General features: G+C 60.5%; 21 protein-coding genes. 6 read left to right on the forward strand and 15 right to left on the reverse strand.

Going from position 1 to position 24,892, the window contains the following annotated elements; translation table 11 throughout:
* Positions 1-57: 57 nt before the first annotated feature.
* The 3 genes from GGD50_RS09030 to GGD50_RS09040 form a co-directional block, all read right to left on the reverse strand.
* On the reverse strand, positions 58-1,149 hold the full coding sequence (locus GGD50_RS09030) for a PQQ-dependent sugar dehydrogenase (RefSeq protein WP_107108842.1): 1,092 nt from the start codon (positions 1,147-1,149) through the stop codon (positions 58-60).
* A gap of 123 nt (positions 1,150-1,272) precedes the next feature.
* Entirely contained in the window at positions 1,273-1,977 is a 705-nt protein-coding gene (locus GGD50_RS09035) for a class GN sortase (protein ID WP_245407483.1), read from the reverse strand.
* Between the two features lie 29 nt (positions 1,978-2,006).
* Positions 2,007-4,406 (reverse strand): marine proteobacterial sortase target protein, encoded by a 2,400-nt coding sequence (locus GGD50_RS09040; protein WP_107108634.1) that lies wholly within the window; start codon positions 4,404-4,406, stop codon positions 2,007-2,009.
* A 458-nt stretch (positions 4,407-4,864) separates the two neighbouring features.
* Between GGD50_RS09040 and GGD50_RS09045 the strand changes: the two genes are divergently transcribed.
* Positions 4,865-6,067, forward strand: a complete 1,203-nt coding sequence (locus tag GGD50_RS09045; RefSeq protein ID WP_107108633.1) for a pyridoxal phosphate-dependent aminotransferase — start codon at positions 4,865-4,867, stop codon at positions 6,065-6,067.
* Positions 6,068-6,208: 141 nt separating this feature from the next.
* Here the strand turns inward: GGD50_RS09045 and GGD50_RS09050 are convergent, their stop codons facing one another.
* Positions 6,209-7,306, reverse strand: a complete 1,098-nt coding sequence (locus GGD50_RS09050) for a calcium:cation antiporter (protein WP_107108632.1) — start codon at positions 7,304-7,306, stop codon at positions 6,209-6,211.
* A 231-nt stretch (positions 7,307-7,537) separates the two neighbouring features.
* Here GGD50_RS09050 and GGD50_RS09055 point away from each other — a divergent pair, with 231 nt between their 5' ends.
* The gene (locus tag GGD50_RS09055) at positions 7,538-7,819 is read left to right on the forward strand and encodes a DUF2188 domain-containing protein (RefSeq protein ID WP_028751637.1); all 282 of its coding nucleotides are present in this window, start codon (positions 7,538-7,540) and stop codon (positions 7,817-7,819) included.
* Between the two features lie 65 nt (positions 7,820-7,884).
* Here GGD50_RS09055 and GGD50_RS09060 read toward each other — a convergent pair whose 3' ends face one another.
* Complete coding sequence (locus GGD50_RS09060; RefSeq protein WP_107108631.1) at positions 7,885-8,784, reverse strand: LysR family transcriptional regulator; 900 nt, start codon at positions 8,782-8,784, stop codon at positions 7,885-7,887.
* Positions 8,785-8,874: 90 nt separating this feature from the next.
* On the opposite strand from GGD50_RS09060, the gene GGD50_RS09065 reads away from it, so the two are divergent.
* Complete coding sequence (locus tag GGD50_RS09065) at positions 8,875-9,849, forward strand: NAD-dependent epimerase/dehydratase family protein (protein ID WP_107108630.1); 975 nt, start codon at positions 8,875-8,877, stop codon at positions 9,847-9,849.
* Positions 9,850-9,855: 6 nt separating this feature from the next.
* Here the strand turns inward: GGD50_RS09065 and GGD50_RS09070 are convergent, their stop codons facing one another.
* The 6 genes from GGD50_RS09070 to trxB form a co-directional block, all read right to left on the reverse strand.
* Positions 9,856-10,656: an aminoglycoside phosphotransferase family protein gene (locus GGD50_RS09070; protein WP_107108629.1), complete on the reverse strand. Its 801-nt coding sequence runs from the start codon at positions 10,654-10,656 to the stop codon at positions 9,856-9,858.
* Between the two features lie 80 nt (positions 10,657-10,736).
* Positions 10,737-11,846 carry an alkene reductase gene (locus GGD50_RS09075; RefSeq protein ID WP_107108628.1) on the reverse strand — a complete coding sequence of 370 codons (1,110 nt, stop codon included), beginning with the start codon at positions 11,844-11,846 and terminating at the stop codon, positions 10,737-10,739.
* A gap of 46 nt (positions 11,847-11,892) precedes the next feature.
* Entirely contained in the window at positions 11,893-13,059 is a 1,167-nt protein-coding gene (locus GGD50_RS09080) for an MFS transporter (protein WP_107108627.1), read from the reverse strand.
* A 1-nt stretch (position 13,060) separates the two neighbouring features.
* Positions 13,061-13,354, reverse strand: a complete 294-nt coding sequence (locus GGD50_RS09085) for an ArsR/SmtB family transcription factor (protein WP_107108841.1) — start codon at positions 13,352-13,354, stop codon at positions 13,061-13,063.
* A gap of 565 nt (positions 13,355-13,919) precedes the next feature.
* Positions 13,920-14,816, reverse strand: a complete 897-nt coding sequence (locus GGD50_RS09090) for a LysR family transcriptional regulator VtlR (protein ID WP_104823709.1) — start codon at positions 14,814-14,816, stop codon at positions 13,920-13,922.
* 23 nt (positions 14,817-14,839) lie between these two features.
* On the reverse strand, positions 14,840-15,814 hold the full coding sequence (trxB, locus tag GGD50_RS09095; protein ID WP_107108626.1) for a thioredoxin-disulfide reductase: 975 nt from the start codon (positions 15,812-15,814) through the stop codon (positions 14,840-14,842).
* Between the two features lie 240 nt (positions 15,815-16,054).
* Here trxB and GGD50_RS09100 point away from each other — a divergent pair, with 240 nt between their 5' ends.
* Genes GGD50_RS09100 through GGD50_RS09110 form a run of 3 tightly spaced genes read left to right on the forward strand, consistent with a single transcriptional unit; the run spans position 16,055 to position 18,367 of the window.
* Complete coding sequence (locus tag GGD50_RS09100) at positions 16,055-16,522, forward strand: Lrp/AsnC family transcriptional regulator (RefSeq protein WP_104823707.1); 468 nt, start codon at positions 16,055-16,057, stop codon at positions 16,520-16,522.
* 3 nt (positions 16,523-16,525) lie between these two features.
* Positions 16,526-17,434, forward strand: coding sequence for a glycosyl transferase (locus GGD50_RS09105; protein ID WP_107108625.1), 909 nt, complete (start codon positions 16,526-16,528; stop codon positions 17,432-17,434).
* 18 nt (positions 17,435-17,452) lie between these two features.
* Positions 17,453-18,367: a glycosyltransferase family 92 protein gene (locus GGD50_RS09110; RefSeq protein WP_107108624.1), complete on the forward strand. Its 915-nt coding sequence runs from the start codon at positions 17,453-17,455 to the stop codon at positions 18,365-18,367.
* Between the two features lie 9 nt (positions 18,368-18,376).
* Here the strand turns inward: GGD50_RS09110 and GGD50_RS09115 are convergent, their stop codons facing one another.
* The 4 genes from GGD50_RS09115 to GGD50_RS09130 all read right to left on the reverse strand — a co-directional run bounded on the left by GGD50_RS09115 (position 18,377) and on the right by GGD50_RS09130 (position 24,833).
* Positions 18,377-19,456 (reverse strand): glycosyltransferase family 4 protein, encoded by a 1,080-nt coding sequence (locus GGD50_RS09115; RefSeq protein WP_107108623.1) that lies wholly within the window; start codon positions 19,454-19,456, stop codon positions 18,377-18,379.
* Between the two features lie 6 nt (positions 19,457-19,462).
* Positions 19,463-19,939 (reverse strand): transcription elongation factor GreA, encoded by a 477-nt coding sequence (gene greA, locus GGD50_RS09120; protein WP_107108622.1) that lies wholly within the window; start codon positions 19,937-19,939, stop codon positions 19,463-19,465.
* 412 nt (positions 19,940-20,351) lie between these two features.
* Positions 20,352-23,837, reverse strand: coding sequence for a carbamoyl-phosphate synthase large subunit (gene carB, locus GGD50_RS09125; RefSeq protein ID WP_107108621.1), 3,486 nt, complete (start codon positions 23,835-23,837; stop codon positions 20,352-20,354).
* 171 nt (positions 23,838-24,008) lie between these two features.
* Complete coding sequence (locus tag GGD50_RS09130) at positions 24,009-24,833, reverse strand: LytTR family DNA-binding domain-containing protein (RefSeq protein ID WP_107108620.1); 825 nt, start codon at positions 24,831-24,833, stop codon at positions 24,009-24,011.
* Between the last annotated feature and the right edge of the window lie 59 nt (positions 24,834-24,892).

Here is a 24,892-nt window from a genome sequence, read left to right on the forward strand (position 1 = left end):
TGACCGTTAGCAGTTGCTTTTCTTTGGGGCAAGGTGAAAAGGCTGAAGGATGTGAGCCTATTCCGCTGCCCTGGAAACGCGCAGCAGTGCGCCGTCGTCCTCGTCGGTCGTCAGCAACAACGCTCCATCCGGCGCGACCACGACATCGCGCAACCGGCCGAATTCTCCGTCGAATATGCGTTCGCGTTCGGTCACCTTGCCGCTACTGTTGCGATCGAGACGGGACAGCAGCTCGAATTTCAGCGCGGCGACAAGGAAATCGCCTTTCCATTCCGGGAACATTTTGCCGCGATAGACGGCGATGGCGCCGGGCGCGATCGACGGGTCCCAATAGAAGAGCGGCTGCTCCATGCCTGCCTTTGCCGTACCGACGCCAATCTTGGTGCCGGAATAGTTGCGTCCGTAGGAGATGACCGGCCAGCCGTAATTCTTGCCCGCCTCCGGAGTGTTGATTTCATCACCACCTCTGGCGCCGTGTTCGACCGTATAAAGCTTGCCATCGGCGGTATCGAAGGTAATGCCTTCCGGATTGCGATGTCCCTTGGACCAGATTTCCGGCAGGGCTTTTGCGCCGTCCTTGAACGGATTGTCGGTGGGAATGCCGCCGTCGGCGTTGATATGGACGATCGAACCGGCATCGTCGTGGAAATCCTGGGCGCGATCCTGTTCACCGCGGTCGCCGAGGCTGACGAACAGGCTGCCGTCCTTGGCGATTGCAATGCGCGAGCCATATTGGATGCTGCCGCGCGACATCTTGTTCATCACGAAAATGCGCTTCACATCGGTCAGCCGCCGCTCGTCCGGCGGCAGGACCGCGCGGAAGACCGCCGTGCCACTGCCGCCGTCCGCGGCAATGGAGGCGGTGAAATAGATGGTGCGGTTGCCAGCGAATTTCGGATCGAGGGCCACGTCGAGCAGGCCGCCTTGGCCGCGGGCATAGACATCCGGCAGTCCCGCGATCGGGTCGGAGGTCTTACCGTCGCAGATGACGCGCATCCGGCCCGGCCGCTCCGTCACGAGGTAGGCGCCGTCCGGCAGCACTTCGACTGCCCAAGGATGGTCGAGCCCGCTTGCGATCGTCTCGATCTTGACCTTGACCTTCTGCGTGTCGATCGTCTTGACCGGATCGGCAGGGGCGGCATTCGCCATCGCCAGCGTGGAAGCCGTAAGAACGGCGCAGCAGCTAATTCTGTGAAAGCGCTTCAATCCGTCTCCTCCCTTCCATGAACTATTTACGCAACGTGGGGTGGGCGGATTGCCGGTCAAGGCGCGCTATGGCGAGGGTAACGTCTTTGTGTCTGCGAAGGCCGTCTGTTCGGCAGTCTCCACCAGCTCGGCGTCCACGATATAACGCAGCGGCCCGCGCGTGATGGCATCGAACGGCCAGCAGGTGGCCAGCGCCAGATGCCGACCGGGCGTGGCGGGATCGATGCCGTTCTTGTCCCACGGTGCGACACGGCCCTGACCGGCCCGGAAGGTGAGCACCTTGCCGTCATGGCGCGTGACTTCGATCAGATCGCCCGGTTTGACATCCTTCAACCAGCGGAAATGCGTGTCGCGATGGGCGGCGATGACGGCGGTGCCTTCTTCTCCCGGCTGCGGCGTATTCGTCAGCCAGCCCGGCCCGAAAGCCAGCGCCTGGCCGCTGGCGCCGGCAAGCACTATCGCTTCCGCGCCGATCCGCGGTGCCCGCACCTCAGCCTCGGTGGTGAAATCCGCCCAAGGCCAGGGCTTTGCATCTTCGCCGCGAAGCTCCGCGGCGAAGGCGCGTTTCAGCAGGACCTGTGCGAGCTCGGCCTTGGCTTTCATATCGAGGCCATTGCCGAGAAAGCTCAGCCCCGTCATTGCAAGGACGATGATACCGGCGAGAGCGAGTTTTTCGAGGTGTGTGAGACGATGGAAAGGCCCCTCATGCGGCCTCTCGGCCACCTTCTCCCCGCGCACGGAGAGAAGGTGGGGGTGAGGGGCTTTGGACATTTGGAAATGGCCGTCGTCCCTCATCGCGTTCACCGTCCAAACACGCGGCGACGCAGCATCATGAGCACAGTAATGATCGCCGCGAGAAGGAGCAGGGCCAAGCCGATCATGATGTTGCGCTCGGCGGGTGTCGCCGTTTGCGGCAGGTTGACGCTGGATGTGGCCTGGCGGGCGATCATGCCGGCGGTGGCCGGCGTCGGCGCGGCGGCGATCTGGCTTGCCAGCGCCGCCTGTCGCTTTGCTGACCCATACTTAGGGAGCATAGCGCCGTTGACATCGGCCTGATCCGCCTCTGCCTGTTCATCCGCCGCGCCGATCGGCTCAACCGAGGCCTTGCGTTCGCCGCTAGGTGCCGTGACCGGCGCTTCGCCTTCGCCGAAGACCTTGCCGAAATCCCAACCGGCGGGAAGGTTCTGCGGCAGTTTGGCAGAACCGAGCGACTGGTCGGCGGGACGTGAAGGCGTAACGTCGACGGCGACAAGGCTGGTGACGCGCGAGACGAGGTGGTGGGCGAGCGCCACCGCTTCGACCTGCTTGTCCAGCGCTCCCTGATCCTGGATCTCGTAGGCGCGAGCTTCGATATCGTCGATCTTGCGGCGTGCCCAAAGCTGCGAAATGCCTTTGCCTTCGGCGGCGCCGGCAATATCCATTTCGACACGCCAGGGCTGGGCGCCGGTCTTGCCCGATATCTGCAGCTTGCCATTCGGTTGTGCGTCGGAGAGTTCGGCTGTCAGCACGACCGGTTCGCCGGTGTAGAGGTCAGGCATCGGGTTCGGTGTGATATCGTCCGCCTTGGCATTGTCGAATCTGGCGGCAATGTCGGTCATGGCGGGATTTTCGAGCTTGGCGAACAACTCGCCCATGCGCTCGGCCACCTGATCCTGCGAACCGATGGCGGTATAGGTGCCGCGGCCGACTTCGGCGGCCTTGGTCATGAAGTAGGTGTTTGGCGCGGAGCCGATGCCAACGGTGAAGACGCGAGCGTCGGCGCGGTTCTGGCTGATTTCCTGGAAGAGTTGCTGCTCATTGCCGATTGCGCCGTCGGTCAGGAAGACGACCTGGCGGAGCGCGCCGCTGGCGATCGGTCCCTGATTGCGGAGCGCATCCGACAGGGCCGGCAGCATTTCCGTGCCGCCGGCAGCGTCGAGGCCGTTGACATAGGCGATCGCTTTTTCCCGGTTGTTGGGCGTGGCGGCGACGAGGCCGTGAAAATAATCGGTCATCGTGTCGTCGAAGCGGATGACGTTGAAGCGGTCGTCGGACTGCAGCTTGGAGATTGCAAGCGCCAGGCTGGCACGGGCCTGTTCGATCGACGGGCCGGACATGGAGCCCGAGTTGTCGATGACGAAGACCACCTCGCGCTTCGGCTGCTGGGTCGTCGCATCCGGCGTCGACGGCGGCGTGACAAAGGCCAGCAGATAGGTTTTGCCGTCCTTTACCTCTCGGAAGAGGCCGGCGCTCGGCGTCTTGCCCAGAGCCGCCTCCCAGGTCAGCTCAAAATCGCGATCGGCGGGCACGGTGTCGCCTTTCAGCGAAATCGTGCGGCTCTGTTCGCCGTTCTCAGTGAGATTGATCTCATGGAATGAGGATTTTACCTCGCCGAGAGGGAAGCCAGCCCTGAGGTTGATGGTCAACGATACCGGATTGATCTTGGCGTTTTCACGCGGATCAAGAACCGGGGCTTCGATCTTTTCCCTGTTCGGGACCGGGTCCTGCACGGCAAAACCAGTGCCGTTGTGGAACTCGACGCTCTGGACGATCGGCTGCGGGTTATAGCGTGGAGCGACAACCATCGGGAAGCGTAGCGAGAATTGGCCGGCCGACTGATGGACCGTCTGTTGGTATTCGATCTGCACGACAACGGTTTCGCCGGGACCGATATTGGCAACCTGGTTGGTGAAGATGTTCGGCCGTTGCTGCTCGAGCAGCGCCGTCTTCCTGCCCTGCGCTTTGGCGTCCTCATAGATTTGCCGTGCTTCTTCGCGCGGCTTGATCTGACCCTCGATGAAGCGGTCGCCGATCTGCATGCGCAGCGTGTCGACGGCTGAATTGTCCGGCAACGGGAAGACATAGGTGCCTTCGACCCAGCCCTTGCTCGGGTTCTGGAACCGTTGCGTCACCTTCACGCGGGAAACAGGGCCGGTGACGTCGATCTCGACGTCCGTCTTCAGGCGCGGCGCTTCGACATAATAGCCGGGCTCCTTGGACGGGAAGAGCAGCGAGCCGCTGTTGACGTCATTCGGGCGAATAAGGCCGGCGAGCTGCTGGCCGGATTGGCCTGGCTGATCCGCGATTTCGGCGCGTGCGGTCGTGATGAGACTCAGCATCATCACCGCCAATGCGGCCAATGTTATCATTACGATTGAGAAAGAAGAAAGGAGACTGCGCGCCCGCAGGCGCTCGGTTGTGCATTCGTCATCCAGAAACATGGCTACCCCCTGCGTGACTGGCTGCGATTGCACGATAAGAGTGTGGGAAGCAGGCTGCTTCAGGACCGAATTGCGACGCCGTAAAGCATTTGTTAAGGCTAATTTGTGGCAATCAAGATGTATAACGATCTGTATGATTTTCGTGAAGAATTTCCGCCGGCTTCAGAGATTGAATCGGCCGCTTCACAAAATGATTCAACCGACGGGCAGAGCGTTCGCATCTGACCGCTTTTCAATCGCTCTATTCAGCCGGAGCGTGTGGGTGAGCTTCGTTTCGGAAAATGGCGGGCGTATGGCAGCCCAACGATGGCGTGTGGCGCGCCGTCTGCATGTCTCGAAATAACGTCACTGTGACGCCTTTGTGCTTGAAACGGCGGCCTACATTCGACATAGAGCTTAGCGCAGAAATCTGGTCCACAGGCTTTCTGCCCACTTCCAACCGATTAGGACCGATCATCATGGCCTTTCTTGCCGACGCTCTTTCCCGTGTAAAGCCTTCTGCCACCATCGCCGTTTCCCAGAAAGCGCGCGAGCTGAAAGCAAAAGGCCGTGACGTGATCGGCCTCGGCGCCGGCGAGCCGGATTTCGATACGCCTGACAATATCAAGAAGGCCGCCATCGACGCGATCAACCGCGGCGAGACGAAGTACACGCCCGTCTCCGGCATTCCGGAACTGCGCAAGGCAATCGCTGCCAAGTTCAAGCGCGAGAACAATCTTGACTATACCTGGGAGCAGACGATCGTCGGCACCGGCGGCAAGCAGATCTTGTTCAACGCCTTCATGGCGACGCTGAATGCCGGCGATGAAGTCATCATCCCGACGCCTTACTGGGTTTCCTACCCGGAAATGGTGGCGCTTTGCGGCGGCACTCCGGTTTTTGTCGCGACGACGCAGGAGAACAGCTTCAAGCTCCAGCCTGCCGATCTTGAGAAGGCGATCACGCCGAAGACGAAGTGGTTCATGTTCAACTCGCCGTCCAACCCGTCGGGCGCTGCTTACACGCACGCCGAACTGAAGGCGCTGACGGACGTGCTGGTCGAGCATCCGCACGTCTGGATTCTGACGGACGACATGTACGAGCACCTGACCTATGGCGAGTTCAAATTCGCCACGCCGGTTGAAGTCGAGCCGAGCCTCTATGATCGCACGCTGACGATGAACGGTGTCTCGAAGGCCTATGCGATGACCGGCTGGCGTATCGGTTACGCCGCAGGCCCGCTGCAGCTCATCAAGGCCATGGACATGATCCAGGGCCAGCAGACCTCGGGCGCGACATCGATTGCGCAATGGGCTGCTGTCGAAGCGCTGAACGGTCCGCAGGATTTCATTCCGCGCAACAAGAAGATCTTCGAAGGCCGCCGCGATCTCGTCGTATCGATGCTGAACCAGGCGAAGGGCATTTCCTGCCCGGTTCCGGAAGGCGCATTCTACGTCTATCCGTCCTGCGCCGGCCTGATCGGCAAGACTTCGCCGACCGGCAAGGTCATCGAGACGGACGAAGACTTCGTGTCGGAATTGCTGGAATCGGAAGGCGTCGCCGTGGTCCACGGCTCCGCCTTCGGCCTCGGCCCGAATTTCCGCATTTCCTACGCGACTTCGGAAGACCTTCTCGAAGAAGCTTGCCGCCGCATTCAGCGCTTCTGCGCGGCCTGCAAGTAAGCAGTCGAAGATAAGTCAAATAAAAAGCCCGCCAGAGATGGCGGGCTTTTTGCGTTCAGGCCGATGGTTTCGGGTTCATCAATTGAGTCAAGCGCTTCGCGATTTGAGTCCGCCCGTCGGCGCAAGTCCTTGAAATCAGAATCAAAGTCCGAGCGCCGTCAGCATGATGAACGTGGCGAAGAGGATGAAATGGGTCATGCCTTCGATGGCATTGGTCTCGCCGTCGTTGAGATTGATCGCTGCGGCAATCAACGTGATCATGATCATCACGGTCTGTACCGGCGACATGGCCATGACGAAGGGCTGGCCCGTATAGAGCGCGATTGCCTCCATGACCGGCACCGTCAGGATGACGGTCGACAGCGAGGCGCCCATGGCGATATTGATGGTCGCCTGCATGCGGTTTCGCAGTGCCGCGCGCAGTGCCGTCAAGATTTCCGGGGCGGCGGAAATGGCGGCGACCACGATGGCGGCAATCGCCGGCGGCGCACCGCTATCCCTGAGGCCGACATCCATGAAGGCCGACATGAACTCGGCAAGGCCGCCGATCAACACGACGCCGATCAGAATGGTGACGATGGAGGCTGCGGTGGAGTCTTCGCCATGATGATCCTCTTGTGCGCCATGCTTCTTCTCGACGCGCGGATAGCTGTAGCTGAAGAAATAGCTGTGCTGACCGACCTGCATGCGCAGGAAAAGACCGTAAAGCGCGATCATCGCGGCGATGGTGAAGGCGGAGTAATAGTGCCATTTTGCATCGGGGATGAACTCCGGCACGATCATCGAAATGCCCATGGCGGTTAGGATCATCACGCCGTAGGTCTTGCCGGAATCGTCATTATAGGGCTGTTCGCCGTGCTTCAGGCCGCCGAGCAGGGCGGCAAGACCGAGGATGCCGTTGATGTCGAGCATGACGGCGGAATAGATCGTATCGCGCACGAGCGTTGGCGAGCTTTCGCCACCCATCAGGATTGCCAGCATGATCACTTCGACAGCGACGGCCGATAGAGTGAGGATCATCGTGCCATAGGGATCACCGACTTTGGTCGCCAGAATCTCGGCGTGATGGGCGACGCGCATTGAGACAAGGACGATGGTTGCAATCAGTCCGGCGGCGGCCAACAGCGATGCGATCCGCCCCATATCCAGCACCGCATGTTCGCCGAGATAGGCCACGACGGCGACTGCAAACGCGATGATCAGGAACTTTTCCTGCTTCAGCCAGCTCGATATTGCCAAGTCCTCACCTTTCGCACGGATTCACTTTCTCAGTCTAAATCAATGATTTCTCACATCAAGCATGCGCGTAGATGACAAGATTTGCAGTCCACGGCGTTTAATGGAATACTGTCCGGATCGGTCTGCCCAACCCAATATCGCGGCATCCTTGCAATTCGTCTGAGATGGACCGCGGTCCTGCCGGGTGGCACCCGGAGCCTAAGGTCTTGGCAGATGAGAAGGAGGCTGTGAATGGTCAAGGTCACTTACGAAATTGTGCCACATGACGGCGGATGGGCGTATCGTTTTGGCGAAGTCTATTCCGAGGCGTTTCCGACTCATTCCGAAGCAGTGGAGGCGGCCAGGATCGTGGCGGCCGAACAGCAGGTTGGCGGCGATTCGGCAGAGATCAGTTGGCAGGACGAGCGGGGCAAATGGCACGAAGAATACACCGATGGCGGCGACCGTCCGGAAACGGAAGTTGTCGACGGTAAGGTGCGTTTCCCGCCTGTCGATACGGCTCCTGGCGCCTGAGCGCTACCGCTCCCGTGATGCCTGGTCGACTCATGTCGATGAAGTCTTGCTTCGCGGCGGCCCCACTATGCGTCAGCTTTGACGTAGTCCAGCAATCCGGCCACCAGCGCATCGAACGTCACGCGGCAGCGCGGTGACGTCTTCAGGTTCTCATGCATGGCGACCCAGGTGTCTAGCGCGAGTTCGATCTCGGGCAGCAGCCGGACAAGATTTTCATCCCTTTTTGCAAGCGGCACTTGATAGAAGCTGATGCCGATGCCGGCGCATAATGCGTTGTGCAGCGCTATGCTGTGATCCGACTTGAAGGCAAAGGAGATGCCGTCAAACAGGGGATAGCGCTTCAACATCGTGCGGATGTAAGCGGTCTGGCGATCGAAACCGATCAACTTGTGGTGACGCAGGTCCGCAATGCTCTTGGGTTCGCCGTATCGCTTTAGATAGTTGCGATGCGCGAACAAGCCGAGGGGGATGACGCCGATACGGCGCGCAAGCAGTGCATCCTGTGTGGGCGCGACCATGCGCACGGCGATATCTGCTTCTCGCTGCAATAGGTCCTCAACAGCGTCGGAGGCGGAGAGCTCGATGATCAGATCGGGATGCGCGGCCTGCAGCTCCGCCAGGATCGGCGGCAAGACTTCCGCGCCGATGACCTCGCTGGCGCTAATGCGCACGGTGCCGCTGACACTATCGCGCGCTTCGGACGCGACGCGCAGCAGTGCGGCAGTCGTGCTGGCCAGGGTTTCCGCATAGGGTTTGAGGGCGAGGGCCGCGTCGGTCGGAAGAAGGCCTTGTTGTGAGCGCGTGAAGAGCTCGGCGCCTACAGTTGCTTCCAGCGCGTCGATATGGCGGCCGATGGTCGGCTGGGTCAGGCCGAGTTCCCGGGCGGCAGCCGAAAGCGAGCCGTGACGGAGCACGGCGAGGAAGGTGCGGTAGAAATCCCAGCTTGGTTCTGATGTGGATGCCATATATTTTTGTATATCATGTGCAGATTTTTTGGCAATTTCGTTTATCGCAGCTGCGCGGCATAGTCATCTCATCAACCGATGGAGATGACGATGACTGAGCAGACGAACACTGGAAAGACCGCTCTCGTACTAGGCGCCACTGGCGGTATCGGCGGCGCCGTCGCTCGCGGGCTCGCTGCCCGTGGCTGGCGCATCCGGGCGCTGAACCGCAACGCAGCCGAGGCCGCGCGCCGCGAGCCCGGATTCGACTGGGTGCAGGGTGATGCAATGCAGGCGGGCGATGTATTGAAGGCGGCGGCGGGCGTTGAGGTTATCGTGCATGCCGTCAACCCGCCCGGCTATCGCAATTGGGGGCAATTGGTCCTGCCAATGCTCGACAGCACGATCGCGGCGGCGAAAGCGGTCGGCGCGAGGATTGTCCTGCCGGGCACAGTCTACAATTTCGGGCCGGACGTCCTTCCCAATGTGACCGAGGACAGCCCGCAGCATCCGCAGACACGCAAGGGCGCGATCCGCGTCGAAATGGAGCGGCGCCTGAAGGCGGCGGCAGAGGCCGGCACGCCGGTCATTATCCTCCGCGCCGGGGATTTCTTCGGCGAGCGCGTCACCAATAGCTGGTTCTCTCAGGGCGTTGTAAAACCCGGCAAGCCGGTGGCGTCGGTGACCAATCCGGGTAGGGCGGGCATCGGCCATCAATGGGCCTATCTGCCTGACGTCGCCGAAACAATGATCCGGCTGATCGAGAAGGGTGACGCGCTTCCCACTTTTGCCGTCTACCACATGCGCGGCCATTGGGATGGTGACGGCCAGCAGATGATTGGCGCGATCGAGCGGGTGGTCGGACATAGGGTGAAAGCGAAATCCTTTCCCTGGTGGATACTGCCGCTTGCCGCGCCTTTCGTGCCGCTGATGAAAGAGCTGCGTGAAATGCGCTATCTCTGGAAAGTGCCGCTGCAGATGAGAAATGACAAACTGCTGGCTGTGCTCGGCGAGGAGCCGCATACTCCGATCGACGAGGCGGTGAAGACGAGCCTGGCGGCACTCGGCTGCCTGCCGGCACGGTAAGGCGCGTTAGGTCCGGAGTTCGGCAAGCGCTATCCTGGCGACGGTAAAGTCCGACTCGGCATTCTTGGTATCGCCGTCGCTGAGAAACCAGGCGGCAGAGAGACCGGCATAGGCGACGATCCACTGCAGCATCCGCTTCGGTTTCAATCTTGCTTCGGTGCAGACGATCGGCAATTGACGCTGCAGACGACCGGGAGCGGTGACGATGGGGAGTTCCGGATTGCAGAAGGTATTGGCGAAATCGTAGCCGCGTTCACCGTGAACGCGCTTCGGGTCGATGGCGAGCCAGCCGCGCGGACCGAAATCCATGATATTCTCATGGTGGATATCGCCATGCAGAACGGTGAGGTCGCGCTGATCCGCAAGCAGGTGACCGGCAATCTCGGCGCAGGTGGTGAGAACGCCGCCATGGGCGCGCGCCGCCGGCTCCAGCTCTCGGAACCAGCGGTCAAGCGGGACGAGATCCGGCAACGGCGTTGCCCGCGGCGCGTGGAGCTTAGCGGCCGTGTGGCAGATGATCCGGCTTGCCTCGTTATCACCACCTTCCATCGCCATCGTCAGCAGGGACCTTGGTCCGGTTGCTCTCTCCAGAAGTGCTGCGTCGGTGTCGTGTTCGAAGACCTGCGCCGCACCGTCGCCATCCCACCAGCGCAAGACCTGGCTGCCGAGCTTCTCGTCAATATCGAGTGCGACCTTCAGCATGGCGGGCACGCCGCGCCAAATGACTGGCAGAAGATGACTGGAACGGGTGATAATCGCCTCGCCATCCGGTGCGAGCGACCAGCGCTTCAAATAGGGCTCAAACATGCGTGCACTCTAACGGCTATCCCCAAAAAGAAAATCCCGCCTGGCAGCGGGATTTTCCGTCATGATCGGAGCGGTGGGAGTTAAGCCACTTCGTCGAGCGTCGGGTAGTCAGCGTAGCCGTTTGCACCGCCGCCATAGAGCGTAGCCTGGTTGAGGACGGCGAGGGGGGCGTTTTCCTTCAGACGGCGGACGAGGTCCGGGTTGGCGATGAACGGCTTGCCGAAGGCAACGACGTCGGCCTTGCCGCTTTCGACCGCTTCGATGGCCATCTCGCGATTGTAGCCGTTGTTGAGCATCCAGGCTGCCTTGCCGCCCGCAGCCTTATAGGCGGCGTGCAGGGCGTCATAGTCAAAGGGCAGGAAGTCACGGGCGCCGCCCGTCTGGCCTTCGACGGTGTGGATGTAGGCGAGACCATATTTTGCCAGGCCTTCGATGACGTAGGTAAAGAGCGCCTGCGGATGCGGATCGCTGGCATCGCCCGACGGCGTTACCGGCGAGATGCGGATCGCGGTGCGGCCGGCGCCGACTTCCTTGGTCACGGCGTCCACAACCTCGAAAAGGAAACGGGCGCGGTTTTCGATCGAGCCGCCATATTGGTCTGTACGATCGTTCACGTCGGCGCGGAGGAACTGGTCGATGAGATAGCCGTTGGCGCCATGGATTTCGACGCCGTCAAATCCGGCTTCGATCGCGGCGCGAGCGGCCTTGCGGTAATCCTCGATGATTCCCGGAATTTCCGAGGCCTCAAGGGCGCGCGGTTCCGAGACATCGGCAAAAGCGCCGCTGCCATCGCCGTTGACCAGATAGGTCTTGGCATTGGCGCGCCTGGAGGTGGAGGAAACAGGCTTGCCGCCATTCGGCTGCAGTGTGGTGTGGGAGATACGGCCGACATGCCACATCTGCACGACGATCTTGCCGCCGTTTGCGTGCACGGCGTCGGTCACTTTCTTCCAGCCGTCGAGAGCTTCCTTTGTGTAGAGACCGGGCACGTCGGCATAGCCCTGGCCCTGATGGGTGATGGCGGTTGCTTCGGTGATGATCAGGCCGGCCGTGGCGCGCTGACCATAATATTTGACGTTCAAGTCGTTCGGCACGGCATTCGGAGAGCGATTGCGCGTCAGCGGTGCCATGACGATACGGTTGGCGAGGGAGATATCGCCAAGCTTAGTCGGTTCAAAGAGTTTGCTCATGGGAGGTCCTTTCCTGTTTTACGGAATGAAGTGTTGAAGGCAAAGTTTAGGAGGAGGCGGCAGCGGCGCTCTTCGCTCTGACGGTCGCGAAGGTCAACGCCACGGTGGCAAGGCCGAGGAGGGCCATGGCGGCACCGGCGAGCGGTACGTGCGACAGCGAGAAGCCGGCGTCGATGACGACGCCACCGACCCAGGCTCCGAGTGCGTTGCCGGTATTGAAGGCGCCGATATTGATGGTCGACACGAGGTTCGGCGCATCCTTGCCGAAACCGACGACGTTGATCTGCAGCGCCGGCACTGCGGCGAAGCTTGCCGCAGACCAGAGGAAGAGGGTGATCTCGGCTGGGATGAAGAAATGGCTGGAGATGCTGAAGATGGCCGAGGTCAGCGCGATCGCCAGGAAGGTGCCGGCAAGTGTGGTGCCGAGACGCCAGTCCGCGAGCTTGCCGCCGATGAGATTGCCGATGGTGAGGCCGATGCCCATCCACAATAGCGTCAAGGTTACCCATCGCGGCGAAACGCCGGTGATTTCCCTCAGCAGCGGCGCAATATACGTGAACAGCGCGAACATGGACGAGGCGAAAAATACCGTTGTCATCAGCGACAGCCACAGGCCGAGACCGCGTAGCGCCAGGAGTTCGCGGGCAAGGCTGCCCTGGCGGACTTCTTCGCCTTTGGGCAGGACAAGCACCAAGCCGATAAGCGAGGCGACGCCCAGCAGGGTGATGATCCAAAAGGGTGTGTGCCAGCCGAAAGCGTGGCCGAGCGCGGTACCGAGCGGCACACCAAGCACATTGGCGAGCGTCAGACCGGTGAACATCAGCGCGAGGGCGCGAGCCTTGCGGTCCTCGGTGACGAGGTTTGCAGCAACAACCGAACCGATGCCGAAGAAGGCACCATGGCAAAGCGCGGTGACGATGCGGGCGATCATCAGGACCCAATAGCCGGGTGCGATGGCGCAGAGCAGGTTGCCGAGAATGAAGAGACCCATCAACATGATCAGCGTCGAGCGGCGGCACAGATGCGCTGTGGAGATGGCCATGATCGGCGCACCGATTGCCACCGCCAGCGCATAGCCGGTCACCAACCAGCCGGCTTGCGGGATGCTGATGGACAAATCGGTGGCAACTTCGGGCAGCAGGCCCATGATGACGAATTCGGTCGTTCCGATGGCAAAAGAACTCAACGCCAGGACAAGGAGAGCGAGCGGCATGTCAAAGCTCCTTCTGTAGGGTGGCAAGGAATTCGGCGATGGTTTCCTCGTTGCGCTTGTAGAAAATCCACTGGCCAAGGCGCTTGGTGGTTACCAGGCCGGCACGATGCAGTGTGCCGAGATGGGCGGAAACAGTGGATTGCGACAGGCCGCAACGCTCGAACTGACTGGCGCAGACACCCAGCTCCAGCGGGTGTTCCTGGGTCGGAAAATGGGTGTGCGGATCTTTGAGCTGATTGAGGATTTCGAGCCTGGCGGGATGGGCCAATGCCTTCAGTATCTCAGTTCTGTCCATGATGCTCACCAAGTGAATATCGAAAAGAGACGATTTATGTATCGTCGATTTTCGATATATCAAGGTGAGCCGCAGCAAATTATTTTACGCAATTCACGGCGGCGGCATGCTCAGAATTTGGGCAAAAAAAGAGGGCCACCGGAAAAACCAGGGCCCTTGTAGGTGTGAAGGTAAAAACCTCCAGAGGGGAACAGCTGCTGCGGTGGAACTGGGAGGAAAAGCCACCATGTGCATCAGCTAGGTGCTGTATGATGCTAATTTGTGCAGTGCGCAATGCTTTTTTGTGCATGGCAGTTATGCGTTTGCGACTTCTGGCGCAAAAAGGCAAAAAAAAGGGCCACCGGTAATAACCAGGGCCCTATAGGTATGAAGGTTAAAAAACCTCCAGAGGGGAACAGCCAATGCGGTGGAACTGGGAGGAAAAGCCACCATGTGCATCAGCTATGTGCGATATGGTAGTTAATTGGGCAGGCTTCAACTCTGTTTTGTGCATATCAGCTATGCGTCATACGCGTGACAGATATGTTACGGCGAAAAACGCTTGTAGCACAGAGTCTTAGCTCAACTAAAAGTTCCAGTTTCGTGCCTTGGCGACGATAAAATCCCGGAAAACCTTGAGCTTGGCGGCATTTTTCATTTCGTCAGGGTAGCAGAAATAGGTGTCGAAGGACGGCACATCGGCATTGATCGCGAGCTGAATCAGTCCCGGATCGCGACCGACGATGTAGTCCGGCAGAACGGCGATGCCGATGCCGAGCAGGCAGGCGCGCTTGATCGATGTCTGGCTGTTGATCTGCAGATGCGGCACGCGCTTGTTGTCAGACGAGCGGCCGGCAATTTCCAGCCAATTGACGTCGAGCAGATAGTTCGGCGCCGGTTCGCCGAAGCTGATGATGCGATGCTCGTCCAGAGCCTCCACCGACTGCGGTTCGCCGTAGCGGTTGATGTAAGAGGGGGCAGCGTAGACATGCATATGCACGGTGAAAAGCTTACGTTGGATCAGGTCCGACTGCTGTGGCTGGCGCAGGCGGATAGCGCAATCCGCATGGCGCATGTTCACATCCAGCTCCTCATTGTCGAGGATGAGCTGGATCGACATGTCGGGATAAAGCTGCAGGAATTCCTGGATCTTGTCGGTCAACCAGCCCTGGCCGAGGCCGACAGTCGTCGTCACGCGCAGCTTGCCGCTCGGCTTGTCGGTCGTCTCGGTCAATTGCATCTTGACCGTTTCGAGTTTCAAGAGAACGTCATGCGCGGTGCGATACAGCAATTCGCCCTGTTCGGTCAGGATCAGGCCGCGGGCATGACGATGGAACAGCTTGATGCCGACATCTTGCTCGAGAGCGCTGACTTGGCGGCTGATGGCGGATTGGGACAGATGCAATTTATCCGCCGCATGCGTGAACGAACCCGCTTCGGCAGCCGCGTGAAAGATACGCAGCTTGTCCCAGTCCAGTGGCATGCCGTTCCCCCTCATCGGCTGCATCACTCCGCAGCTACGGCGACGGGCATGTGCCCGGTCAAATAGCGTTCCGCCTCAAGCGCTGCCATGCAGCCCATCCCGGCTGCCGTGATCGCCTGTCGGAACGTATCGTCCGTCACGTCGCCGGCGGCGTAGATGCCTTCGACGCTGGTGGCAGTCGAATCGGGTGCGGTCCAGAGATAACCATTGTCCTTGAGCTTCAGTTTGCCCTTGAAAAGCTCGGTGGCCGGCGCATGGCCGATAGCGACAAAGACGCCGTCGATCGTAACGTCCGTAACAACGCCCGTGTGGGTGTCGCGCAGACGTGCGCCAGAAACTGACGGCGGCATCGGCGGCTTGGCCGGCGTGCCAGTGATTTCGGCAACCTCGGTATTCCAGAGGACCTTGACGTTCTCCTTGGCGAACAGGCGCTCCTGCAGGATCTTTTCGGCGCGGAACGAATCGCGGCGATGCGCCACCGTCACCGACTTGGCGATATTGGAGAGATAGAGCGCTTCCTCGACGGCGCTGTTGCCGCCGCCGACCACGATCACATCCTTATTGCGATAGAAGAAGCCGTCGCAGGTAGCGCAGGCGGAAACGCCAAAGCCTTGGAAATGCTGCTCGCTTTCGATGCCGAGCCACTTGGCCTTGGCGCCGGTCGCGATGATTAGCGTGTCGGCGGTCCAGACCTGGCCGCTGTCGGTGCGCGCAACAAACGGGCGCTTGGTGGTATCGACTTCGGTCACGAGATCGTTGACGATCTCCGCGCCGACATGCTGGGCCTGCAGCAGCATCTGCTCCATCAGCCATGGTCCTTGGATCGGATCGGCGAAGCCCGGATAGTTTTCGACATCCGTGGTGATCATGAGCTGGCCGCCTTGTTCAAGGCCGGCGATCAGAACCGGCTTCAGCATGGCGCGCGCGGCATAGACGGCAGCCGTATAGCCGGCAGGGCCGGAACCGATGATGAGCACCTTGGTGTGGCGGGCAGGCATAAGAAGTCCTTTCAATCTAAGCGCTTCGGAAGCCGCGGCTTCAAACGGGTAAAAGCAGGCGATTTCACGATCCGCCGCCCCATTTATGATTGCCGCATGCATTTATTCAAGGGCAGCCTTGCATTACTAACAGAGCAAATCTGCTTTGTGTAAGATTCGGTTACGCGAGGGAAACTTTCTTGCGTATTTTCCCGCTTTATATAGAAGCTGCCGATTGGGAATTAAAGAAAGGCAAGAAAAGTGCTGCGGGCTGAACTCGACGCCATCGATATCAAGATCTTGCGGGAACTCCAGCGCGACGGGCGCATGACCAATGTCGAACTCGCCGATCGCGTCGGCATCTCCGCGCCGCCCTGCCTGCGCCGGGTGCGCAAGCTGGAAGAAGCCGGCGTCATCGAGGGCTATCATGCGATGCTGAACAGCCCGAAGCTCGGCTTCGATCTCGTCGCCTTCTGCATGGTCGGTCTCAAACATCAGTCGGAGGCCAATCTCAAAGCTTTCGCGGCGGTGACGGCGGAGTGGCCGCTCGTGCGGCAGGCATGGATGGTTTCCGGCGACAGCGATTTCCTGCTGCATTGCGTCGCCGAAAATCTCACCCGGTTCCAGGATTTCGTCATCGAGGTGCTGACGGCGAACGAGCATGTCGACACGGTGCGCACCATGCTGACCATTCGGCAGGTGAAGAAACTCGGGCTGGTGGAGCTCTAGGACATGGCGGATCGCCCATGGCACCGATCTCTTATCAAGACGGGCGCACGCCTGCTGCTTGGCGGTTCGCGCGCCCATGCGCAGGATTGGTTTCCGGGGCTCAACATCGTGCGAGGGAACGGCGCAGGTGAGGTGTATCATCACCGCGCCAAAGTCGCGGCCCTTTCTTCCGTGGATCGTCTGCACGAAAAGTCCGACCAAGTCATCCATATCGTCGGCTCCGGCCCATCGATCCGCGACTGCGATCTGACCGGGCTTGAGAAGGGCAGCGCCATCCTGCTGAACGGTGCCATCGGGTTGATCGGCAAACAGATTGCCGAACCGCTTGCCATCGCCGTGGAGGACGAGCGTTTCGTCTGGCGGCATTCCGAGATGATGCGACGCAGGATCAAGTCCGATACGATTTGCCTGTTTTCGGTCGCCGTGCTGAGGGCGCTCTCGGAGCTCGACAGCCGCTGGTTGGCGGACAAGACGGTCATTCTGATCGACGATATCCGCAAGCCTTACGGCGCGCGCCGTCGCTCCATGGATGACATCAGGAAACTCGATTTCGTGCGACTCAATGCAACGGGTTCCGCCGGCTTTTCCTTCGCGCCGGATCGCGGTGTTTTCCAAGGCGGTTCGGTGGCCGTGTCGGCGCTGCAGTTCGCGCTTTATTGCTCGCCTAAAACGATCGGCTTCCTGGGCATTGATATTTCCAACGCCGGCGAGCCCCGTTTTTACGAGACCAGCGATGAAACCGCCTTTTCCGGAATCGCTCAGGCCGAAGGCCGTATCCTCGAACACTTGGTGCTGGCCAAGGAAATCGCCTCGGAGCGGGGCGTGACATTTGTCAATTATTCGCCGGTTTCGGCGCTGTTGAAGCATGGATTTGGTTATGATGCGCGCTTTGCCGCCGTATCGATAATCTGAGTTGCTGGGAATGGACGCATGGGTTGGCTGAAGCCGAAGATATCGGATGCGAAGCGGCTTACGATCGATCCGCCGAAGCCGCAGGAGGGCAGGCACGGCATCGCGATCGCCGCCTGCGTCAAGGATGAGGCACCCTATATCGAGGAGTGGGTGCGCTTCCACCGGGCCGTCGGTATTCGTCACTTCTATATGTATGACAACGGTTCGACGGACGAGACCCTCGCCATACTGCGAGATCTCCTCGATGCCGACACGCTGACGATCATCCCTTGGGCGGGACGTATGATCGATGCAACCACAGGAGCACCCCTGAACGGTCAAGTCATTGTCTTCGCCCACGCCATCCTCAATTTCGGCGGCGCGTACCGCTGGATGGCCTTCATCGACGTCGACGAATTCCTGCTGCCGAAGGAAGGGCAAACGGTCGAACAAGCGTTGGCTGCGGTCGGCGATTTTCCAAATGTCTCGCTGCCATGGCATATGTTCACGACGAGCGGTCACGAGAAGCGCCCAGATGGTCCGTTGGCGCTGAACTACACGATGCGTGGTGCCGATCCGATGACACGCAAGGAAAATGCCAGCAATTTCAAATGCATCATCGATCCTTGCGAAGTAACGGAAGTCAGCGTGCATCAGTTTCAGACGCGAGCATTCGGCGATCTGACGGCGAATGATGCCGGAAAGCGTTTCACGCGCCGCGCACGAAAATCGGCGGATTTCTATTCGAACCGGTTCCTGCAGCTCAACCACTACTACACCAAATCCCGTGAAGAGCTGATGGCCAAGCTGGCGCGCGGATGGTCCTACGACGCCTCGCCGACCAAGTACCGGGACAAGGTGCTGTCCGTCGTCAAAAGCATCGAAGAAGATCTGGTCGAGGATCGGGCGATGGTCGATTTCATCGAGCGCAACCGCATCGACCTTGGCCAGTAAGCCGTCGTTTCAGCGGGCGCCGCCGAGCAATTGTCGATAGATGTCGCCGATCGCCGTCGCTTCCTTTTCCAAAGCGAACTCGCTGCGGACGTGTCGCACCGCATTTTCGCCTTGGCGAAGCGCCTCTTCGGGATTGGCGAGATAGAAGGCGATTGCTTTCGTGAGCGCCTCGCCATCGCCGGCGGGCACGATCGCGCCGGTTTCTCCGGGTACGACCAATTCGGCATAGGCGCCCGCATCGGAGGCGACGACGACGGTGCGGGAGGCCATGGCCTCCAGCGGCGTCAGGCCGAAACCTTCATTGCGGGAAGGGGCGACATAAAGCGTCGCGCGACGATACCAAGGCCTGATATCGTCGACTTCGCCGAGAAAACGGATGCGGTCGGTGAGGCCGGCCGCAGCGACCATCTTAACCAATTCGTCGCCGAAGCCGCGATGCTCGGCGGTGACCCTGCCGCAGATAACGGCGGTCCAGTCCGGATAGCGCGGCAGAAGCTCGATCATCGCCTTGACGAAGAGATCCGTTCCCTTCTGATGGCGGACGCGGCCGAAGCAGCCGATCAGATAGGTGCCGGGCAGGCCGGTAGCGGCCATGCGGTCGTGTGGCACTTCCGGCGGATGAAACATGTTCAAGTCGATGCCGTGCTGGATGACGGTGTGCGGCACCTGCAGGAAGCTGCCGGAGCGCGTGCTGGTGGCGATCACGGCATCCATGCGGCGGATCAGCCAACGCGTATAGGCGGTGTGGCGGCGCTGGGCGGCCGACGTGAAGACCAGTTTCAGCGGCATGCGCAGCACGGAGCGCAGCAACAGCCCGACCAGCATCTCATTGTTGCGGCGGGCATGCCAGACACGAACGCGGTGGCGGCGCGGTTTCGTCCAGAGACCGGGCAGCCGCGACCAGCCAAGCTTTGGCAGGTCTTCCGGCAAACCCGGACCGAGCGTGGCGATATGACAGCCAAGCTCGATCTGCTTCGGGATCAATTGCACGATCGTCGAGGTAACGCCGGAGAGCCGGCGTTTGAAGTTCGTCGCGATGACCTCGATTTCGCTGAGATCGCTTGAGTGCGATACGTCGCGATCGCGCACGGGCGATCAGCCCCAGGAGACGGAGAGGATTTCGTAGGCCTTGGCGCCGCCGGGCGCGTTGACCTCGATGGAATCGCCAACCTCCTTGCCGATCAGCGCACGGGCGATCGGCGAGGAAATGGAGATGCGGCCGGCCTTCACATCCGCTTCCTGGTCTCCGACGATCTGATAGATCTTCTCTTCTTCGGTGTCCTCGTCGACGAGCTTCACCTTGGCGCCGAACTTGATCTTCGAACCGGACATCTTCGAAAGGTCGATGACTTCGGCGCGCGCCGTCAGGTCTTCAAGCTCGGTGATGCGGCCCTCGTTGTGGCTCTGGGCTTCCTTGGCGGCGTGGTACTCGGCGTTTTCGGAGAGATCGCCATGGGCACGTGCTTCCGAAATTGCCTCGATGATTCGCGGGCGCTCTTCCTGCTGACGCCAGCGCAGTTCTTCCTGCAGCTTGACGAACCCGTTCTGCGTCATCGGTACCTTTTCAACCATTTTTCTTGTCCTTCACTCCCTGCGTTGCTCTGTCGCAGACACAAAAAGAAAACAGGTCCCGAAGCGGTACTTCGGAACCATACAGAGCCATTATTCTGTCATCTATAGCAGATTGCGAAGGCCGATTTCCAGAAAATTCGGTGACTTATGGCGAAGCTGATCTTCGCCGATCCTCGTTGAGGTGTGATTTCATGCGCTCGTCGACGGGCTTGTTGGCGGCGACGAACGGCGCCAACCGCTGCGGCGGATTTACCCTGCATCGTTGGGAGGAACGTGTAATTGCGCCTGGGGCGGCGCGGCAATCTTTTTGCGATTATGTCCGTAGAGCGCCTATCCACTCAAACGAGAGGAACGAGCGTCGGCGCTAGCGATGACGAAGCCTTATTTGGCCCCGTCATCGTGAAAACAGCTCTCAGAAGTAACTCTGCAGAGGCCGGACTTCGAGGTTGCCGGCCTTCAGTGCCTTAATCGCCATGGCGGCGGCTTCGGCGCCGGCCATGGTGGTGTAATAGGGCACTTTCTGCATCAGCGTCGCGCGGCGCAGCGATTTCGAATCCGAGATCGCCTTGTTGCTGTCGGTCGTGTTGATGACGAGCTGGACCTGACGGTTGCGGATAGCGTCCTCGATATGCGGGCGGCCTTCCAGAACCTTGTTGATCTTCGTCGCCTCGATGCCATTTTCAGCGAGGAAACGCTGGGTGCCGCCGGTTGCGAGCACCTTGAAGCCTAGCTCGGTCAACATGCGGATAGCGGGCAGAACACGCGGCTTGTCGTCGTCACGAACGGAGACGAAGACGGTCCCGTCGCGCGGCAACTCGACGCCGGCGCCGAGCTGCGACTTGGCAAAGGCCAGTGCAAAATCCGTATCCAGCCCGATGACTTCGCCGGTCGAGCGCATTTCCGGTCCAAGCAGGGTGTCGACGCCGGGGAAGCGGGCGAAGGGGAAGACGGCTTCCTTGACGGCGATGTGCTTCAGCTTACGCGGATCGGGCTTTTCGCCATAGGCGGCGAAGGTCGCGTCCAGCTTTTCGCCGGCCATGACGCGGGCGGCGATCTTGGCGATCGGCGCGCCGATGGTCTTGGCGACGAAGGGTACGGTGCGCGAAGCGCGCGGGTTGACTTCAAGCACGTAGACCGTGTCATCCTTGATGGCGAACTGCACGTTCATCAAGCCGCCAACGTTCAGCGCCTTGGCCATGGCCTTTGCCTGGCGCTCCAGCTCATCGATCATGGCCGGCGACAGCGTGCGCGGCGGCAGCGAGCAGGCCGAGTCGCCCGAGTGGATGCCGGCCTCTTCGATATGCTCCATGATCCCGGCAACGTAGACGTTGGTGCCGTCTGACAGGCAGTCGACGTCGACTTCGATGGCGTTGGCGAGATAGCTGTCGAACAGCAACGGGTTTTTGCCGAGCAGGGTGTTGATCTGGCCGGTCTTGTCGTTCGGATAGCGGGCCTTGATGTCTTCCGGCACCAGTTCCGGCACCGTGTCGAGAAGATAGGTCTGCAGCATGCCTTCCGAATGAATGATCTGCATGGCGCGGCCGCCGAGGACGTAGGACGGGCGTACCACCAGCGGGAAGCCGATTTCAGCGGCGACGAGGCGGGCCTGCTCGACTGAATAGGCGATGCCGTTGTTCGGCTGATTGAGGTCGAGCTTCATCAGCAGCTTCTGGAAGCGGTCGCGGTCTTCGGCGAGGTCGATTGCGTCCGGCGCGGTGCCGAGAATCGGGATGCCGTTCTTTTCCAGCGCTTCGGCGAGCTTCAGCGGCGTCTGGCCGCCGAACTGGACGATGACGCCGACCACTTCGCCCTTTTCCTGCTCCGCGCGCAGGATTTCGATCACGTCTTCGGCGGTCAGCGGCTCGAAATAGAGACGGTCCGACGTATCGTAGTCGGTCGAGACGGTTTCCGGATTGCAGTTGATCATGATCGCTTCGTAGCCGGCATCCTTCAACGCGAAGGCGGCGTGGCAGCAGCAATAGTCGAATTCGATGCCCTGGCCGATACGGTTCGGACCGCCGCCGAGGATGACGACCTTCTTGCGATCGGAAACCTGCGCTTCCGTGCGGGCGGCGCCGACAAAGGGCGTCTCATAGGTCGAATACATATAGGCGGTCGGCGAGGCGAACTCGGCGGCGCAGGTGTCGATGCGCTTGAAGACCGGGCGGACATTCAGCCCGTTGCGCAGTTCTGCAACTTCCTTCGGGCGTTTACCGGTCAGCGTCGCGAGACGCGCGTCCGAGAAGCCCATCGCCTTCAGCATACGCAGGTTGGACGCATCTTCCGGCAGGCCATGCTCGCGGATGCGGGCTTCCATGTCGACGATCGCCTTGAACTGGGCGATGAACCACGGGTCGATCTTGCAGCCTTCGTGCACCTCTTCGGGCGACATGCCGAGGCGCAGTGCCTGGGCGACCATGCGCAGGCGGTCGGGAGTGGGCGTGCCGATGGCGGCGCGGATCGCATTCTGGCTGCCTTCGCCCTCTTCGGTGCCGGGAATTTCGATCTCATCGAGGCCGGTGAGGCCTGTTTCCAAGCCGCGAAGCGCCTTCTGCAGCGATTCCGCGAAGGTGCGGCCGATCGCCATGACTTCGCCGACCGACTTCATCGCGGTGGTCAGCACCGGCGAGGCGCCCGGGAATTTCTCGAAGGCGAAGCGTGGAATTTTCGTGACGACGTAGTCGATCGAGGGTTCGAACGATGCCGGCGTCGCACCGCCGGTGATGTCGTTTTCCAGTTCATCGAGCGTATAGCCGATCGCCAGCTTGGCCGCGACCTTGGCAATGGGGAAGCCGGTGGCCTTCGATGCGAGGGCCGACGAGCGCGACACGCGCGGGTTCATTTCGATGACGACGAGGCGGCCGTCCTGCGGATTGACGGCGAACTGCACGTTCGAGCCGCCGGTTTCCACGCCGATCTCGCGCAGAACCGCGATCGAGGCGTTGCGCATGATCTGGTATTCTTTGTCGGTCAGCGTCAGTGCCGGAGCAACGGTGATCGAATCGCCGGTATGAACGCCCATCGGGTCGATGTTTTCGATCGAGCAGATGATGATGCAATTGTCCGCCTTGTCGCGGACGACTTCCATCTCGAATTCCTTCCAGCCCAACACCGATTCCTCGATCAGGACTTCGGTGGTCGGGGAGGCATCGAGGCCGCCGCCGACGATCTCGAAGAATTCCGAGCGGTTGTAGGCGATGCCGCCGCCGGTGCCGCCGAGCGTGAAGGAAGGACGGATGATGGCGGGTAGGCCGACATGATCGAGCGCCTGGGCGGCAACCGCCATGGCGTGGTTCATATAGCGCTGCTTGCGGTCGCTTTCGCCGAGGTTCCACTGGTTTTCCAGCTCGTCCAGCGCCTTATCGAGCCCATCGCCGGAAAGCTGCGCCTTCAGCTTGGTGCGCTCGGCTTCATGCGTCTTGCGGTCGGCATCCTTGATGTCGGTGGCGTTCGCCAGCATCGAGCGCGGGGTTTCGAGGCCGATGCGGGCCATGGCTTCGCGGAAGAGGGCGCGGTCTTCGGCCATGTCGATCGCGGCCGGCTTCGCGCCGATCATCTCGACATTGTAGCGGTCGAGCACGCCCATGCGCTTCAGCGAAAGCGCCGTGTTGAGGGCCGTCTGGCCGCCCATGGTCGGCAGCAGCGCATCCGGGCGTTCCTTGGCGATGATCTTGGCGACCACTTCCGGCGTGATCGGCTCGACATAGGTCGCGTCCGCCAGGCCCGGATCGGTCATGATCGTCGCCGGGTTGGAGTTGACGAGGATGACGCGGTAGCCTTCCTCCCTAAGCGCCTTGCAGGCCTGCGTGCCGGAATAATCGAACTCGCAAGCTTGGCCAATGACGATCGGTCCTGCACCGATGATGAGGATCGATTTGATATCTTGGCGCTTCGGCATGGGCTCTCATCCGTTTTTTCGTTGCGCGAAAAACCGGCCAGGGTGGGAGATCACCGGCCGGGGCGCATGGGCAAGTCTTTTCAGGCTAGAAGCGGCTTATAGGCAAATGTATTTGCAAACGGAACCCCATAAATCGCGGAATCGACATGAATTCTACAGCCTTTGCCGCCATTAGCCAAAACGACGTTGGACAGCTTCGACATAGGAGCGGCTGACGGGCATCTCAACGCCGTCACGTGCGATGACGAAAAGCTTGCCGTTGTCGCGTTTCAGCCGGTCGACGTGTTCCGTCGCGATCCAATGGGATCGGTGCAGGCGTATGCCCTCCGTATTGCCGATTTCCGTGAGCGCATCGCCGAAACGCAGCAGGATGAGCTCCCGACCGCGTGTTGTCACAACCTCGGTATAGTGATCGCGAACGGTAAGCCTTACCAATGCACCCCGGTTTTCCGGTTTCAAGCGCAATAGAATCGGCGGCTGGGAAGCCAGCGTTCGAATCTCTGCCGCGGCGGTGAGCGTAGCTTTCGCCTCCGTGGCATCCAATCCCTCGGCCACCATCAGTATCTGCCGGTGCATGGTCAGATAGGTGAGAACACAGAAGAGGACGCAAAGCGGTATGGAGTCGAGCGAGTGATGCAGGCTGGCGGTCAGGCTGGGCGCTGTTCCGAAGAATGCGAGCTCAACGAGCGTGATACCGAAGCCAATCGGCAATGCCGCGACGACGGATCCGATCATCATCCGGGCGAACATGCTCGCTATAGCCCTGCGTAGCAGGATTTCGGCGGCGACGGAGAAGACGACCGCGCACGACCAGGCCATGGCGTGAAGGGCAAGCCAGTAGCCGAGCCGCGCTCCGGGCATCAGCCGATCAAGGGTGCCGTACGGGCCGGTCACGGCAAAGATCAGGACGATCGTGACAAAAGTCGCCCAGAAGCGCGGTGAACGCTGGATGACCTGCAATTCACGAAGCGTGGATTGCAGAAAGGTGTGATCCACGAAGATTTCCGTTCTTTTGCGCAATTTCGATTGAGAGAACAGCAATATCGCGGAAAGGC

This window comes from Martinezella paranaensis (assembly GCF_014200235.1).
Classification (GTDB): domain Bacteria; phylum Pseudomonadota; class Alphaproteobacteria; order Rhizobiales; family Rhizobiaceae; genus Rhizobium; species Rhizobium paranaense.